Below are 14,353 nucleotides of genomic sequence, written 5' to 3'. Positions count from 1 at the left end.
ACTGAGCGGCCTTGCGCCGTCAGCACATCAACCTGCCGCAACTTCGCGACAATCTCTTCAGCCGTGTGTCTCTTCCTGGGCATTCTCTCGTCCTCCAAATGGCAAAAAGCCATACATCAGGGAGGACCACTTCAAAGGGGGCAGGCCAGTGGCGCTGTCGCTGCCATCATGGGGCAGGGGCACCCGTTGCTGCGGCTTGGCCGTGGCTTTGTAGGGGCGCTCGTATCGCTCAATCTGACACCGGCCGTCTCGCCGTTTGCCGAGGCGACCTTTGAGCATGTTTCAGGTTGGTTGCTGACCACTCCGCTCGATCTCGACATCCAAAGCGTCTCTGGCGCAACGGGCTTCCTGCTCGGGGTGTGCGGGATGGTGCTGGCGCAAGCCTGCGTCGACACCGTCAAGAGCATCGGGCGGCAGATCCCGGCATTGATCGTGAAATGGTTGGGGGGACCGGCGAAGCCGGCTCCTTGACCCTGCAAGCTCTCCCGCCGTTGGCGTTCGGCGGGGGAGGATGCCCTTCTTGGGCGTTTCCTCCCAAACTGGCCCCTCTCTCGCTTCGGCGGGGGAGGGGCCTTTTTTGCGTTTAAGGTCTGCCTTTGAGCTCAGGCAGGATGTTGATCCGGGTCGGCTTCACCTTGAGCACTTTCTCGCATCCCCGGATCTGCTCGGAATAGTTCTCAGCCCATGTCGAAGCATTGCGGCGATCCCCATAGGCCAGGATCGAGGCTGCGGTCGCGAGGCTGCGGGCGGCGCCCTCGCAATCATCGTAGCGGTCCTCGAGATGCGAGGCATCGACCCGGGCCTTAAGCTCGTCGGACTTCTCATGGAGACCTTTGGGGAATCCGATAGTGGCCAGGATGGCGTTCTCGGCCGTCACGGTGGCCTTGTAGAACTCCAGGGCGTCATCCCGTGGAGCGGCAGAAACTGATGCCGATGCGATCAGCAGTAAGGCCGTGAATGGAATAGTGCGGTACATGTTTCCCTCCAAGAATGGGAAACATAGTCACGCTTAACATCCGCTGACAATTGCAGGTTCAAGATGTTCAAAGATTAATGAAAACCGTGCAACAGAACGTGCAACATTTTTGGCGGGCTAAAATCAAAAATCCTTGTCTAGCAACGACTTCTGGCAAGCTCTTTTAAGAAGTGGCGGAGGGAGCGGGATTCGAACCCGCGATACGGTTTCCCGTATACACACTTTCCAGGCGTGCGCCTTCAACCACTCGGCCACCCCTCCGGCATGAGCCTCTCGAGGCTCCAGGAACCCTGGCCTCGTCGCGCGGGACGGGCCGGTCAGGTTCTCCGCGTTCTTGTCAGCGGAGCGCCCGTGTATCGCCAAACCGGGGGGAAAGGCAAGACCGAACTTGTGACTAATTAGCCGGAATCGCCTTTGCCATTGCGACAAAACGCTCTAGATAATCCCCTCTGTTCATAGAGGTATCCTTCCTTGAAGTTCCTAGCGCGTAGCCTCGGCCTTCTTCTCATCGCAGCGGGATTTGTCGGACTGGTGATCGACGGCACACGGTCCATCGTCAACGATGCTATATCGTTCGGATCCATCGGAAAGGTGGCGGGTCTTCTGTCGCCCAACGGGCTGGCCAACCTGGAGGGCAGCATCGCGCAGCGCGGTTATCCCTGGCTGTGGGATCCGATCGCGACTTACGTCCTGCAGATGCCCGCCTCGGTCACGGCCTTCCTGGTGGGGGCGCTGCTGATGTGGATCGGACAGAAGCCCCTGGAGCCGATCGGCTATCTCGCCGGCCGCTGAGCCCGTTTTTCACGGGAAGGTGACGGCGGGGCTCTCCCGCAAACGCACGGGAATGCTTACATCAGCGAGGTCACGCGAGGGACCTCCATGTTCAGCTTCCGCAAAAAACTCGACCTGCCGAATGCCGCCGAGGCTCTGCCGGGCCGCACCAGCCCGATCCCGACGGCCGAGAAGCATTTCATCAACCACCGCTCCATCCAGCCGCCCTATCCCGAGGGGATGGAGAAGGCCGTGTTCGGCCTCGGCTGCTTCTGGGGCGCCGAGCGCAAGTTCTGGCAGCTGGGCGACGGCATCTGGATCACTGCCGCGGGCTATGCCGCCGGCGTCACGCCGAACCCGACCTACGAGGAGGTCTGCTCCGGCCTGACCGGGCACAACGAGGTCGTACTGGTGGTCTACGACCCGAAGGTGATCTCCTACGAGACCCTGCTGAAGACCTTCTGGGAGAACCACGATCCGACCCAGGGCATGCGCCAGGGCAACGATATGGGCACCCAGTACCGCTCCGGGATCTATGTGTTCGACGAGGCGCAGAGGAAGGCCGCCGAGGCCTCCAAGGCCGCTTACGGCGAGGCTCTTATGGCCAAAGGCTATGGGACGATCACGACCGAAATCCTCGATGCGGGGCCGTTCTACTTCGCCGAGGATTATCACCAGCAATACCTGGCCAAGAACCCGAACGGCTATTGCGGCCTGGGCGGCACGGGCGTGTCGTGCCAGATCGGCGTCGGCGTCGCGGCCGAGTAAGCACAGCCTCTTTCCAAAGGCGCGAAGGAGCGGCCTGTGTCCATCCGGACGCAGGCCGTCTCCGTTTTAAGCCACCGTCAGGGCGCCTCGAGAACGCCGCGGCACTCGTTGGGCAATTGCGCCAGGGTCAGGGGCGGACGGGGCTTGCCGGGCTTCGGATGGAGCATCTGGGGCGTGAACCAGGCATTGAGCTCCGCGCCGCAGCCGTCGCCGCCTGGCGGCGGGTCCTGATCGGAGCAGTTCGCATCGCCGGCCGGGCAGGCGAGACGGATATGGAAATGGTAGTTGTGGCCCCAGATCGGCCGCACCTTCGTCAGCCAGGAGCGGTCCGATCCCGCCTCGCGGCAGAGAGCCCGCTTGATCGCCGGGTTCACGAAGACCCGGGCGACGCCCCGTTCCTGGGCGGCCGCGCGGATGAGCGCGGTATGCTGTGGCGTCCACTTGTCCTGATCGATGTCGAGCAGGTCGTCGCGCACCACGTTGGTGGCCGACATTTCCTCCCGCTCGGCCCGCGAGAGGCGGCGGTTCGGCATGGGCGTGAGCCAGATATCCGCATCGAGGCCGATCTGGTGCGAGGCATGGCCCGTGATCATCGGCCCGCCGCGCGGCTGCGAGATGTCGCCGATGAGAAGGCCCGGCCATCCGTTGACGCTGGGAAGACGGGCCGCGAACCGCTGCAGGAATCCGATCATCTGCGGATTGCCCCAGTTGCGGTTGCGGGACAGGCGCATGACCTGCCAGTTGTCCCCGTCGATCGGGATTGCGGCCGCGCCTGCGACGCATCCCCGGGCATAGCCGCCGATGGAGCGGGAGCGAAGATCGGCCGGCGTCGTCCGCCGCCCGAAGAGTTCCTTCGCGGCGAGTTTGGGATCATTGGGGTTGGCGAGCGGCGGCAGCGGCTTCGGGTCGAGGGTGCCCTTGTCCTGGGCGGCGGCGGAGCCGCCGGCGAGTAGAGCGAGCGTGAGGGCGAGAGAGCGAATCGGGATCATGCGGCAAGGCTAGCCTGTGGGCGTCGAGTTCGGAACGGACCGGATGCGGCCATCTTGTCGCTCTTTCGAAATGGGGCGTGCTGAAGGATCACACGTCATGGCCGGACATGTCCCGGCCATCCCGATAAGGCGGGGCTCGGCGTCCCATGCCATCGGGATCACCGGCACAAGGCCGGTGATGACGTAGGCGGATGTCATCCCCGGCGCACGCAGTGCGGGAAGGGGATCCACGATCAGGCGTCCAGCTATGGATCCCCTTCCCCTCCGCTGCGCTTCGGCCGGGAATGACACCGGGGACGCTTTTCCGATCGTCATCGCCGGCATGGAGCCTGTGAGGACGTGGAATAAACCCGCGTCGCGATCCTCAATGCCTCGGCTGCGGACGCCCTTCGCTCGGGCCGCGCTGGCTGATGTGGCCGGGACCGAACGTGCGCTTGTCGTGACCGTTCCCGCTGCGGCGCATGGTGGGCTGGTAGCGCGGTGTCGGGCGCTTGGCGCGCTTCGGACGCCGGCTCGCCGTCAGGGACGGCAGGAACAGGGCCGCGATCCCGGCCGCGACGCCGGCCAGAACGGCGGCGGTCGTGAAGGGATGCAGCTGCGCTTCGAGGAGCAGGCTCGTCTTGCGGGGCTCGCCGGGCAGGGACGAATACATGTCGCCGTCCTGTCGGGCACGATAGAGGTTGTCGCGCATTCCCGGACGTTCGGGATGATCCGTGGTCTGCGACGCATAGCCCGTCCATTCCATCGCCTTGTCGATGAGGTGCGGCGCGACCTTGCCCATGGCGCCGATGACCCAGCCGCCGAACCCGATGGTGATCTCGCGGCGGTGATGTTCGGCCGCGTACACGATGGCCCTGGCGACGAGGTGCGGATCATAGGACGGCGGCGGAACGGCATTCTCCCGGTCGAGATAATTGCGGGCATGCTCGACGTAAGGCGTGTCGATGGAGGACGGCTTGATGAGCGTGACCGAGATCGGCGCTTCCTGGTTCGCAAGCTCCATGCGCAGGCCGTCCGTGAAAGCCTTCACCGCATGCTTGGCCGCGGAATACTGGGTCTGCAGGATCATGGTCCGCTCGGACAGGACGCTCCCCACATTCACGATGGTGCCGCCTCGTCCGCGCAGGTGTTCGGCGGCAATCATCGAGCCGTTGACGACACCCCAGTAGTTCACGTCGAAGAGTTGGCGCTGGTCTTCCATCGGGATGTCGGTGAGATTGCCGTAGAGGGCCACCGCGGCATCGTTCACCCAGGTGTCGAAGCCGCCGAAGGTCTCGATGGCCGTGCGCGACACCCGCTCCAGATCCTCGCGCTTGCTGACATCGGCAGCGACCGCGATCGCACGCGTTCTCCCGTGGCTGAGTTCGTCGGCGATCTTGCGCAGGGCATCCTCGTTCCGGGCAACCAGGACAAGGCCCTTGGCTCCGCGTTCGGCGAACAGATGGGCCGTCGCAAGTCCGATGCCGCTCGATGCGCCGGTGACGACGACGACCTGGTCCTCAACCGGCTTCTGGCGAACCGCCATGGCACTCTCCTTCAAATCCTCAAGTTTCGTAAACGTGGGTCAACGTGAGGTCGGGGAGGGGGTTCCTACGGCAGCGCTTGTCCTTGGCTACCGGTCATATGGCCGCTGCGCCACGGGGAGCTTCAGAGGCGCTCTCGAGAATTGACGCATCGGATGAGCTCCAGGATAGGAGCCCGCTGGTGCTCCATCGAGATCGCAAAAGTCTTGGAAAGCTTGGAGTTCAGGCTCCGAACCGGAACCTGCTTTTCGACCCGAGCGTTGCCTTGGGGCATCGTGCGGAAAGATGGATCCGTTTTCGCTGCCGCGGCCCTCCGGGTCCGCGTCGACGATGCTCCGATTTGAATATGAAGCATCGGATTTGACCCGAACGCCGGGTCCGCTTTTGGGTCCGATGCCTTGGATCTCACACAGGAAGGGAGCGCAGTGATGGAGACGACGGCACAGAGCAGCGACGTTCGCGAAACTCACAGCCTGATCGCCAGCGACAAGGTCGAAGGAACGCCAGTACGCCGCACGGACGGCGAGAAGATCGGAACCATCGAGCGGGTGATGATCGAGAAGCGATCCGGCAAGGTCGCCTATGCGGTCATGAGCTTTGGCGGCTTCATGGGGCTCGGCGAGGAATACTACACGCTTCCCTGGAGTGTCCTGAAGTACAATACGGAGCTCGATGCCTATGAGCTGAACCTCTCCGAGGATCAGCTGCGCGGGGCGCCCCGCCGCAGCGCGGAAGGTCATGACGCCTCGTACGATCGCGAATGGGAAGAGCACGTCCACCGCTACTACAACGCCACGCCCTATTGGGGTGGCAGCGACCCGATGAGCACGGGTCGGTAAGCCGGTCTACACCCCGTCAAAACAAAATCGCCCGGCTTTCGCCGGGCGATTTTCTATGCGCAGGCGCCGGACGATAGGAGGGGGCCTATCCCGGCGCTTGCGGCATGCGTCTTAGCGCTTGCGCGACTTCGACGGGCTCTTGCGAGCGCTCGAGGACCGCTTCGCGACCTTGGCCGACTTCTTCGTGGCGGAGGTCCGGCTCGAAGCGGCCGCGGCGCGCTTCGTGGTGGACTTGGCGGCGCTGCGCGACTTCGCAGGCGACTTTGCCGCGCTGCGGCTGGTGCTGCGAGCAGCCGTCTTCCGAGCCGTGGTCGAACGGGCCGAAGTCGAACGGGCCGAAGTCGAACGAGCCGTCGACTTCTTCGCAGCCGACTTGGCCGGAGCCTTCCGAGCGGTGGTCTTCTTGGCGACTGCCTTCCTGGCAGTGGTCTTCTTCGCTGCCGACTTGGCCGACGAACGGGCCGTGGTCTTCTTGGCAGCGGACTTCGCCGTGGTCTTCTTGGCGACAGCCTTCTTGGCAGTGGTCTTCTTCGCACCGGACCTGGCCGAAGATTTTGCGGCCGACCGCGAGGTCGACTTCGCAGCCGTCTTCTTGGCCGTCGTCTTCTTGGCAGTGGTCTTCTTGGCAGCGGCCTTTTTCGTGCCGGCCTTCTTGGCGGTGCTCGTCGAGCTGCGGCGCGCGCTGCTCTTCTTAGCGGTCTTCTTGGTGCTGGTCGCACCGGTGTCACCCGTGAACAGCATCGTCAGCGGGTTCTTGGTATCTGTCGGCATTGCCGCCTCCTTCAAGGGCCTTCGCGTGCAACCGTCACGCTTGCAAGGCAACGTCGTTATACCAAGGGGGTTCCGATTATCGAAAAGTGTAGACAGTAGAACGCTCACTTTTTCTGTGGATATTTTGACCGGCAAGTCTCTCTGCTCTTGCAGATCCAAGACTCAATATCGGGTTCAAGATGAGGCAGTTAGTGTCTCTTCTTCAATGCCGACGACATCGTTCTTCATGAATGAACGCTATCGTGACGTTTTAGAAAGCCATTTAATATCAGCATCTTAGATCAATAATAAAGAAGACGTTAAACGTCCGTTGAGTATTCGCTCGTGTTCAGGAGCGTTCAACGTCACGGTCTAAAACCTCTTCACTTGGAGAGGGTCGAAAACGGTTCCCGAGCCCGTCGGAGACATCGCGCACGAACAGCCAAAAAAATCGACCTGCGGAGTCGGAAACAGGCCCGCATGTCGCCGCACGAGTCGAGAATCACGAGTCGTGACTCGTGCATGAGGTGGTGGTCGGATCCTCCCTCGCTGCTGTTCTCGCGTTCGCGCATCGTGTGCGCCTTGGTCGCTGCAGGTCACATGACGAAGGAGGCTTCACGCCATCGCCGAGGCAGGTTAAGCGAGAAAGCCTCACATCGGTTGGACCGCCTTGCCCCATCGCAGCATCCTCGCCGTCGTCCTCTGGATGAGCGGCGCGCTCCTCTCCTTCTCGGCCACCGCCATCGCGGTGCGCACGCTTGCGCCCACCTTCTCGATCTTCGAGATGCTGGCCGTGCGCAACGCCGCCGGCGTCCTGATCCTGCTGGCGCTCGCGCTTCTCAAGCCGGAGCTGCGGCCCGGTCTGAAGCCGCGTCGCTTCCCGCTGCATCTGGCGCGCAACGTCCTGCATTTCCTCGGCACCGACGGGTGGGCTTTCGCCCTCACGCTCCTGCCGCTCGCGACGGTCTTCGCCATCGAATTCACCACGCCGGCCTGGGTCGCCCTGCTGGCCATTCCGCTGCTCAAGGAGCAGATGACGCGCGGCCGTCTCGTTGCCATCGTGCTCGGCTTCGTGGGCATTCTCGTGATCCTGCGTCCGGGGCTGGAAACCTTGCAGCCGGCCAGTTTCCTCATGCTCGGCGTCGCGTTCAGCTTCGCCCTCGTGGCGATCATGACCAAGCGCCTCACGATGACGGAGAGCACCTTCTCGATCCTGTTTTTCATGAACCTGCTGCAGCTGCCCATGAACCTCGCGGGCGTGAGCCGGGCCTTCTGGCTCCAGGTGCAGCCGTCGCACGCGCTCGGCCTCATCGGCATCAGCGTCGGCGGCCTGCTCTCGCATTACTGCCTGACCAATGCCTACCGGCGGGGCGACGCCACCATGGTCGTGCCGCTAGACTTCATGCGCATCCCTCTGATCGCCTTCGTCGGCTGGCAGTTCTACGGCGAGGCGCTCGATCCTTATGTCTTCCTCGGCAGCGGGATCATCATCCTGGGTCTGCTCTACTCCCTGCATCGCGAGGCGAAATCCGCATGACCTGGTCGCCGCAACAGGACGCCGCCCTGAAAGCCGTCGCCGAGTGGCTGCGCCGCGGAGACCAGCCGGTGTTTCGTCTCTTCGGCTATGCCGGCACGGGCAAGACGACGCTCGCCAAGCACATCGCCGAGAACGTGGATGGCGAGGTGGCTTTCGGCGCCTATACGGGCAAGGCCGCGCTCGTGCTGCGCACCAAGGGCTGCACCGATGCGTCCACGATTCATTCGATGATCTACCGCTCGCGGGAGTCCGACGAGAACGGTCCGCAATTCGTGCTCAACCGCCAGAGCCCGGCCTCCAAGGCCGACCTCATCATCATCGACGAATGCTCCATGGTGGACGAGGAGTTGGGGCGCGATCTCCTGTCCTTCGGTCAGCCGGTTCTCGTGCTCGGCGACCCGGCGCAGTTGCCGCCGGTGAAGGGCGGCGGCTTCTTCACGGAAGGCGAGCCCGACGTGATGCTCACGGAAGTCCACCGGCAGGCCAAGGACAATCCCATCATCCACCTGTCGATGCAGGTTCGCGAAGGGGGGCGGCTGGAGCCGGGGACCTATGGCGAGAGCCGCATCATCCGCCGCCGCGAGATCGATGCCACGGCCGTCATGTCGGCCGACCAGGTGCTGGTCGGCCTCAACAAGACCCGGCGCCTCTACAACACGCGCCTGCGCGAATTGAACGGCTATCGCGATCCCATGCCGGCTGCGGGCGAGAAGCTCGTCTGCCTGCGCAACGACAAGACCAAGGGGCTGCTCAACGGCGGCACCTGGAGCATCCAGGCTTTGCGCGGCATCCGCAACGACTTCATCCGCATGGACGTGCTGCCCGACGACGATGCCCGCCGCCGCTCCGTCGAGGTCGCCGTGCACAAGGCCTTCTTCGAGGGAACGGAAGAGGAGGTGCCGTTCGTCCTGCGCAAGGAGTCGGACGAGTTCACCTACGGATATGCCCTGACCGTGCACAAGGCCCAGGGCTCGCAATGGGACGACCTCGTGCTCTTCGACGAGTCCTACGCCTTCCGCGAGCACCGCAGCCGCTGGCTCTACACGGCGCTCACCCGCGCGGCCGAGAAGGTGACGGTCGTCGTCTGACAGGAGATGCCAAGCATCTATCGGAAGCCTGCCCGGAACCGGAGCGGGCGCCGGCGCTTATTGTCTTCAGCTGAGCAGTATGAAGTCGAGGTGCCGATATGCTGAAATGGGCTCTGATCTTTCTCGTCGTGTCGCTGGTGGCCGGCGCGCTGGGTTTCACGGGAGTCGCGTCCGGCGCCAAGACCGTCGCCAAGGTCCTGTTCGGCCTGTTTCTCCTGGGCTTCGTGATCCTGATCCTCATCGCCTGGGGCGCGGGCGAGCTGATTTTCTGACGGCTTTGTCCGTTCGATCGGCCGCAGGTTCCAGGCCTTGCTCTGGAACCTACTCACGCATGCGCTGAACGCATGAAGTCCCTGCTTGGGAAGGCCTCCCTTCTTTCCCTTGGGGCGTTATAGGGGCGTCTCAACTATTCGTTTGAGTGCGTCGCGTTGAAACTTTCTGTCCCGTGTGCGCCCTGAAACGGAAACGAACGAAAGGGACGCTCATGAAACGTCGTGCATTCCTCCAGGCCGCCACCCTCGGTGCCGCCGCTGGAGCCGTCGCGAAACCTGCCATCGCCCAGTCGAACCCTGAAGTCCGCTGGCGCCTGACCTCGGCTTTCCCGAAATCCCTCGACACCCTGTTCGGCGGCGGCGAGACCTTCGCCAAGCTCGTCGCGGAAGCCACCGACGGCAAGTTCATCATCCAGACCTTCGCGCCCGGCGAGATCGTCGGCGCCCCGCAGGCGCTCGATGCCATCGGCGGCGGAACGGTCGAGATGGGCCATACCTGCTCCTACTACTACGTGGGCAAGGATCCGACCTTCGCCATCGGCACCACGCTGCCCTTCGGCCTCAACTCCCGCCAGACCAACGCGTGGCTCTATCATGGCAACGGCAATGCGCTGCTGAACGACTTCTACGCCAAGCACAACGTCTACGCTCTGCCGGCAGGCAACACGGGCGTGCAGATGGGCGGCTGGTTCCGGAAGGAGATCAAGACCGTTCAGGACCTTCAGGGCCTTAAGATGCGCATCGCCGGCCTCGCGGGTCAGATCATGGGCAAGCTCGGCGTCGTGCCGCAGCAGATCGCCGGCGGCGATCTCTATCCGTCCCTGGAGCGCGGCACCATCGATGCCGCCGAATGGGTCGCGCCCTACGACGACGAGAAGCTCGGCCTCAATAAGGTAGCGCCGTACTACTATTATCCTGGCTTCTGGGAGGGTGGCCCCGCCATCCATTTCTACATCAACCTGCAGAAATGGAACGAGCTGCCGAAGCACTACCAGGCTGCCGTCCAGGCGGCTGCGGGTTATGTGAACGTCGACACGCAGGCCAAGTACGACGCCAAGAATCCGGCCGCCCTGCGCAGCCTGATCGGCAACGGCGCGCAGCTGCGCCCCTTCTCGCAGGAGATCATGGAAGCGGCCTACAAGGCCGCCAACGAGGTCTATGACGAGATCTCGGCCAAGAACCCCGATTTCAAGAAGATCTACGACAGCTACAAGGCGTTCCGCGGCGAGGAATATCTCTGGTTCCAGGTGGCCGAATACGCCTTCGACACCTTCATGATACGCGCCCGCGCTCGCGGCTGATTGCAGGAAATGGGAGGCGGGTTTCGGCCCGCCTTTCCTTCCTGAGCGGCGACCGGCGCATCAGGGCCGATGACGTGCCGCCGGATTTCGAGGCAACCGTCGCAGTTCCACGGCGTTTCCATGAAGTAAGGGTGCGTTCCCCTCGGAGGGTCCTGTGGGCAACATGATGTGGCGGAGAGCATGGTTGGGCAGGCTCGCTCTTGTGGCAGGGCTTGCTGTGGCGCCCCTGGCGCAGGCCGCCAACGATCCGCTCGACGGGATCGGCGGGACCGAGGCGCTCCAAGCCCATTTCGACGCTGCCACGCACCAGACACAGGTCTCCGGCAAAGTCGCATCGGATCTCTGCTTCTCCTTCGCCTTGCCGGAGGAGTGGCGTCTCACGGAAATCGGCCTGAAAGCCACGGTCTCGAATGCCGATCTCTCGATCGGTCTCCGCTCGGCCGATGAGCTTCGCGACCTGCCGCAGTTCGATCTCGCAATCCGCGATGCTAAAGCCCTGCAGCGGGAATACGAGCAGATGCTGGGACGGCCGGCGCAGTCGGTGTCCCTGTCCTCGGAGGCAGGGGCAACCCGGTGGTCCGCGACGTGGATCGATGCCAGCCTGCCGACGGCCTCGCATGCCATGACGGTCGAGACCCTGATCGTGCCGCTCTCGAGCGAATGGGTGCTCGAATTGTCCCTCTCAGGCGTGGAGAGCCGCGAGGCTTACGATGCTCTCGCGTGGCACCTTTTGACGCGATTGAAGGTGCAGGACAGGGCGGCCTGCCAAAGCTGACCTCTCCCAACCAGTACCGGTTGTTCGCTGTCCTTGACCTATAACGGATAGGCGAGGACCAGTGTCATGCAAGTATAAGGATCAGCCATGGACGTGATCATCTACCACAACCCGCAATGCGGAACCTCCCGCAACACCTTGGGACTGATCCGCAATGCCGGGCTCGAGCCGCACATCATCGAGTACCTGAAGACGCCACCGACGCGCCTTCTCCTGCGCCAGTTGATTGAGCGTATGGGGGTGAGCGTTCGCGACGTGATCCGCGAAAAGGGCACGCCTTATGCGGAGCTCGGGCTCGATGATCCTGCCCTGAGCGACGATCAGCTTCTCGAGGCGATGATTGCGCATCCGATCCTGATCAACCGGCCCATCGTGGTCACGCCCCGCGGCGTCAGGCTCTGCCGCCCGTCCGAGACCGTGATCGACATTCTGCCGCCGCAGCAGGGCGAGTTCGTCAAGGAAGACGGCGAGCCGGTCACCGATGCTTCCGGGCGACGCGTGGGCTTGGCGTAGAATCAATGGGAACAAGCCGCTCTTCCTTCGGTTCAGGGACAGGACAATCCCATCTGAAGGAAAGGCAGCACCATGGAGCTTCAAGGCAAGGTCGCGCTCGTGACGGGCGCGGGCTCCGGCATCGGAAAGGCAACGGCCCTGCGGTTCGCCCGTGAGGGCGCCATGGTCGGCGTGCTGAGCCACACCGACGATGAAATCCGCGGGGTCGCACAGGAGATCGAGCAGGCCGACGGCAAGGCCGTCGCATTGGTGGCCGACGTGGCGGATGAAGGGCAGATGCGCAAGGCAGTGGCCGATCTGGTGCAGGCGTTCGGCCGGCTCGACATCGTCTTCGCCAATGCGGGCATCAACGGCGTCTGGGCTCCCATCGACGAGCTTCAGCCTCAGGAATGGGACCGCACGATCAACACCAATCTGCGCGGCACCTATCTCACGCTCCATTATGCCGTGCCGCATCTGAAGAAGGCCGGGGGCTCGATCGTCATCACGGCTTCCATCAATGGATCGCGCACCTTCACGAGCGCCGGCGCGACCGCCTATTCCGCCACCAAGGCGGCCCAGGTCGCGATGGCGCAGATGCTGGCGGTCGAACTCGCCAAGCACAAGATCCGCGTGAATGTGGTCTGTCCCGGCAAGATCGACACCGAGATTTCCGACAACACGGACAAGCGCCATACCCAGGAGGCCGAGGTTCCAGCCGAGTACCCGGCCGGCTCGATCCCACTGACCGGCAAAGAGCCCGGGACGAGCGAGGAGGTTGCCGAACTCGTGCTCTTCCTGTCATCGGATCGTGCCCGCCACATTACGGGAACGCCGGTCTGGATCGATGGCGGGCAGTCGCTGCTCGTGTGAGCCCAAGTCTCTCGCTGGAGGCGCTCAATGCGCCTCCAGCCGCGTTCCGACGGGCACGACGGGCTCCGGAACGAAGTTTTCCTTGTCTTCGGAGGCAGGCGCGGTGCGCTGCAGGCTGCGATAAGCGCCCCAGATCGCCATGAGAGCCTGTGCTGTGATGACGACATAGAGAAGGCCGAGCCGTCCGAACTCCGTCATGGCCATGCCCGAGATCACCGGGCCGATGGTTGCGCCGATGCCTTGCAGGATCAGGAGGCCGCCGGCGGCGGCCACGAACTCGCCGGGCTTCACCATGTCGTTCACATGCGCCGTGACGATGCTGTAGGTCGGGATCACGCTGCCGCCGAAGATGGCGACATAGAGAAAGAGCAGCCAAACCGGCACCGTCGGCGGCACGAAGTGGATGAGCGCGAGAAAGATGGCCGCCGCCATCCCCGAGGCGCCGATGATCACATGGCGCCGGTCCATGCGGTCCGAGAGCCAGCCGAGAGGGTAGGTGGTTGCGAAGCCGCCCAGGGTGCCGCAGGCCATGAAGATGGCGATCTCCGCCGTATCGAGCCCCCGCTCCTGAGCCCAGATCGGGCCGAGCGCGAAGAACGAACTCGTGGTGATGCCGCAGAGAACCGCAGCCACCACGCCGAAGGGCGATTGCCTGTAGAGCCGCGTCAGGTTGATCTTCGTGTCGCTCACCGCGTGGGCCGGCGCGGATGCCCGCGACAGGGCCGTCGGCACGAGGGCGAGGCAGATGAGGATGGCGACGAAGCAGAATAGCCGGTAGCCGTTCGGATCGCCCGCGGGCAGGAGCATCTGTCCGCCGATCCCGGCAACGAGGCCCGTCATTCCATAAACGCTGAGAACCTGCCCGCGCGTCCGCGCATCGGCGGAGGCGTTGAGCCAGCTCTCGACGACGATGAACAAGCCGGCGAAGCAGAAGCCGGTCACCGCGCGCGCGGCGATCCAGACGGGCGGATTGATCACGAGCAGGTGCAGCAGGGCGGTCGAGGCGGCGATGGCCGCCAGCGCGGCAAAGGTCCGCGTATGGCCCACCTGCTGCATTACGCGCCCGGCGTAGAGCGAGCCCACCACGATCCCGCCCCAGAAGGCGGAGCCCACGGCGCCGATTTCGGTCGGCGTGAATTGCGCGATGCTCCCGCGCACGCTGAGCAGCGTGCCCTGCAAGGTATTGCCGATCTGCATGAGGGCGTAGCCGAAGAGAAGGGCGAAAAGCGTCGGCAGCGTGGCCCGCAGGGATGAAGGCATTGGCTCTCCTCTGTAAAGCGAAGTCCGGTGGCTTGAATGTGCGGGTTGCGAAAGGTCCAGCCGGCATGGACGTGCCGAAGCCCGGCGTCCGAGGACTCCGTTCCTTCAGCATCGACCATTTAGAGAGACCTTAGCCCCG

At 63.7% G+C, this 14,353-nt stretch carries 16 protein-coding genes and 1 tRNA gene; 12 read left to right on the top strand and 5 right to left on the bottom strand.

Features of this window, described 5'->3' with window-relative positions; genetic code table 11:
* A partial coding sequence (locus tag AB4097_RS17080; protein ID WP_442041701.1) for a hypothetical protein occupies positions 1–471 on the top strand: 471 nt, incomplete at its 5' end.
* A 112-nt stretch (positions 472–583) separates the two neighbouring features.
* On the opposite strand, the gene AB4097_RS17075 is transcribed toward AB4097_RS17080, so the two are convergent.
* Positions 584–976 carry a hypothetical protein gene (locus tag AB4097_RS17075; RefSeq protein WP_442041697.1) on the bottom strand — a complete coding sequence of 131 codons (393 nt, stop codon included), beginning with the start codon at positions 974–976 and terminating at the stop codon, positions 584–586.
* A gap of 171 nt (positions 977–1,147) precedes the next feature.
* Positions 1,148–1,237, bottom strand: a tRNA-Ser gene (locus AB4097_RS17070).
* A gap of 210 nt (positions 1,238–1,447) precedes the next feature.
* On the opposite strand from AB4097_RS17070, the gene AB4097_RS17065 reads away from it, so the two are divergent.
* Positions 1,448–1,768 carry a PetM family of cytochrome b6f complex subunit 7 gene (locus AB4097_RS17065; RefSeq protein WP_442041695.1) on the top strand — a complete coding sequence of 107 codons (321 nt, stop codon included), beginning with the start codon at positions 1,448–1,450 and terminating at the stop codon, positions 1,766–1,768.
* An 87-nt stretch (positions 1,769–1,855) separates the two neighbouring features.
* Positions 1,856–2,515 carry a peptide-methionine (S)-S-oxide reductase MsrA gene (gene msrA / locus AB4097_RS17060; RefSeq protein ID WP_442041693.1) on the top strand — a complete coding sequence of 220 codons (660 nt, stop codon included), beginning with the start codon at positions 1,856–1,858 and terminating at the stop codon, positions 2,513–2,515.
* A 77-nt stretch (positions 2,516–2,592) separates the two neighbouring features.
* Here the strand turns inward: msrA and mepA are convergent, their stop codons facing one another.
* Positions 2,593–3,504: a penicillin-insensitive murein endopeptidase gene (mepA, locus tag AB4097_RS17055; protein ID WP_442041691.1), complete on the bottom strand. Its 912-nt coding sequence runs from the start codon at positions 3,502–3,504 to the stop codon at positions 2,593–2,595.
* 364 nt (positions 3,505–3,868) lie between these two features.
* Positions 3,869–5,029, bottom strand: coding sequence for an SDR family oxidoreductase (locus AB4097_RS17050; RefSeq protein WP_442041689.1), 1,161 nt, complete (start codon positions 5,027–5,029; stop codon positions 3,869–3,871).
* A 426-nt stretch (positions 5,030–5,455) separates the two neighbouring features.
* Here AB4097_RS17050 and AB4097_RS17045 point away from each other — a divergent pair, with 426 nt between their 5' ends.
* The 9 genes from AB4097_RS17045 (at position 5,456) to AB4097_RS17005 (ending at position 12,954) form a co-directional block, all read left to right on the top strand.
* The gene (locus AB4097_RS17045; protein WP_009763588.1) at positions 5,456–5,866 is read left to right on the top strand and encodes a PRC-barrel domain-containing protein; all 411 of its coding nucleotides are present in this window, start codon (positions 5,456–5,458) and stop codon (positions 5,864–5,866) included.
* 118 nt (positions 5,867–5,984) lie between these two features.
* A complete protein-coding gene (locus AB4097_RS17040; RefSeq protein ID WP_442041686.1) occupies positions 5,985–6,917 on the top strand; it encodes a hypothetical protein in 933 nt (310 codons plus the stop codon).
* Positions 6,918–7,286: 369 nt separating this feature from the next.
* Positions 7,287–8,153 carry a DMT family transporter gene (locus AB4097_RS17035; protein ID WP_442041684.1) on the top strand — a complete coding sequence of 289 codons (867 nt, stop codon included), beginning with the start codon at positions 7,287–7,289 and terminating at the stop codon, positions 8,151–8,153.
* Entirely contained in the window at positions 8,150–9,241 is a 1,092-nt protein-coding gene (locus AB4097_RS17030; protein WP_442041682.1) for an ATP-dependent DNA helicase, read from the top strand. The genes AB4097_RS17035 and AB4097_RS17030 overlap by 4 nt, the downstream gene beginning before the upstream one ends.
* Positions 9,242–9,339: 98 nt before the next feature.
* Entirely contained in the window at positions 9,340–9,513 is a 174-nt protein-coding gene (locus AB4097_RS17025; protein ID WP_114945815.1) for a DUF1328 domain-containing protein, read from the top strand.
* A 212-nt stretch (positions 9,514–9,725) separates the two neighbouring features.
* The gene (locus AB4097_RS17020) at positions 9,726–10,814 is read left to right on the top strand and encodes a TRAP transporter substrate-binding protein (protein WP_442041679.1); all 1,089 of its coding nucleotides are present in this window, start codon (positions 9,726–9,728) and stop codon (positions 10,812–10,814) included.
* A gap of 184 nt (positions 10,815–10,998) precedes the next feature.
* Entirely contained in the window at positions 10,999–11,589 is a 591-nt protein-coding gene (locus AB4097_RS17015; protein WP_442041677.1) for a hypothetical protein, read from the top strand.
* Between the two features lie 87 nt (positions 11,590–11,676).
* Positions 11,677–12,102 (top strand): arsenate reductase (glutaredoxin), encoded by a 426-nt coding sequence (arsC, locus tag AB4097_RS17010; RefSeq protein ID WP_442041675.1) that lies wholly within the window; start codon positions 11,677–11,679, stop codon positions 12,100–12,102.
* Positions 12,103–12,174: 72 nt separating this feature from the next.
* Positions 12,175–12,954: an SDR family oxidoreductase gene (locus AB4097_RS17005; protein ID WP_442041673.1), complete on the top strand. Its 780-nt coding sequence runs from the start codon at positions 12,175–12,177 to the stop codon at positions 12,952–12,954.
* 24 nt (positions 12,955–12,978) lie between these two features.
* On the opposite strand, the gene AB4097_RS17000 is transcribed toward AB4097_RS17005, so the two are convergent.
* Positions 12,979–14,214 carry an MFS transporter gene (locus AB4097_RS17000; RefSeq protein WP_442041671.1) on the bottom strand — a complete coding sequence of 412 codons (1,236 nt, stop codon included), beginning with the start codon at positions 14,212–14,214 and terminating at the stop codon, positions 12,979–12,981.
* Positions 14,215–14,353 lie beyond the last annotated feature (139 nt).

The organism is Microvirga sp. 2MCAF35, assembly GCF_052115545.1.
Classification (GTDB): domain Bacteria; phylum Pseudomonadota; class Alphaproteobacteria; order Rhizobiales; family Beijerinckiaceae; genus Microvirga.
The sequence above is the reverse complement of the archived record's forward strand: the minus strand, read 5'-3'. Positions and strand labels throughout refer to the sequence as shown.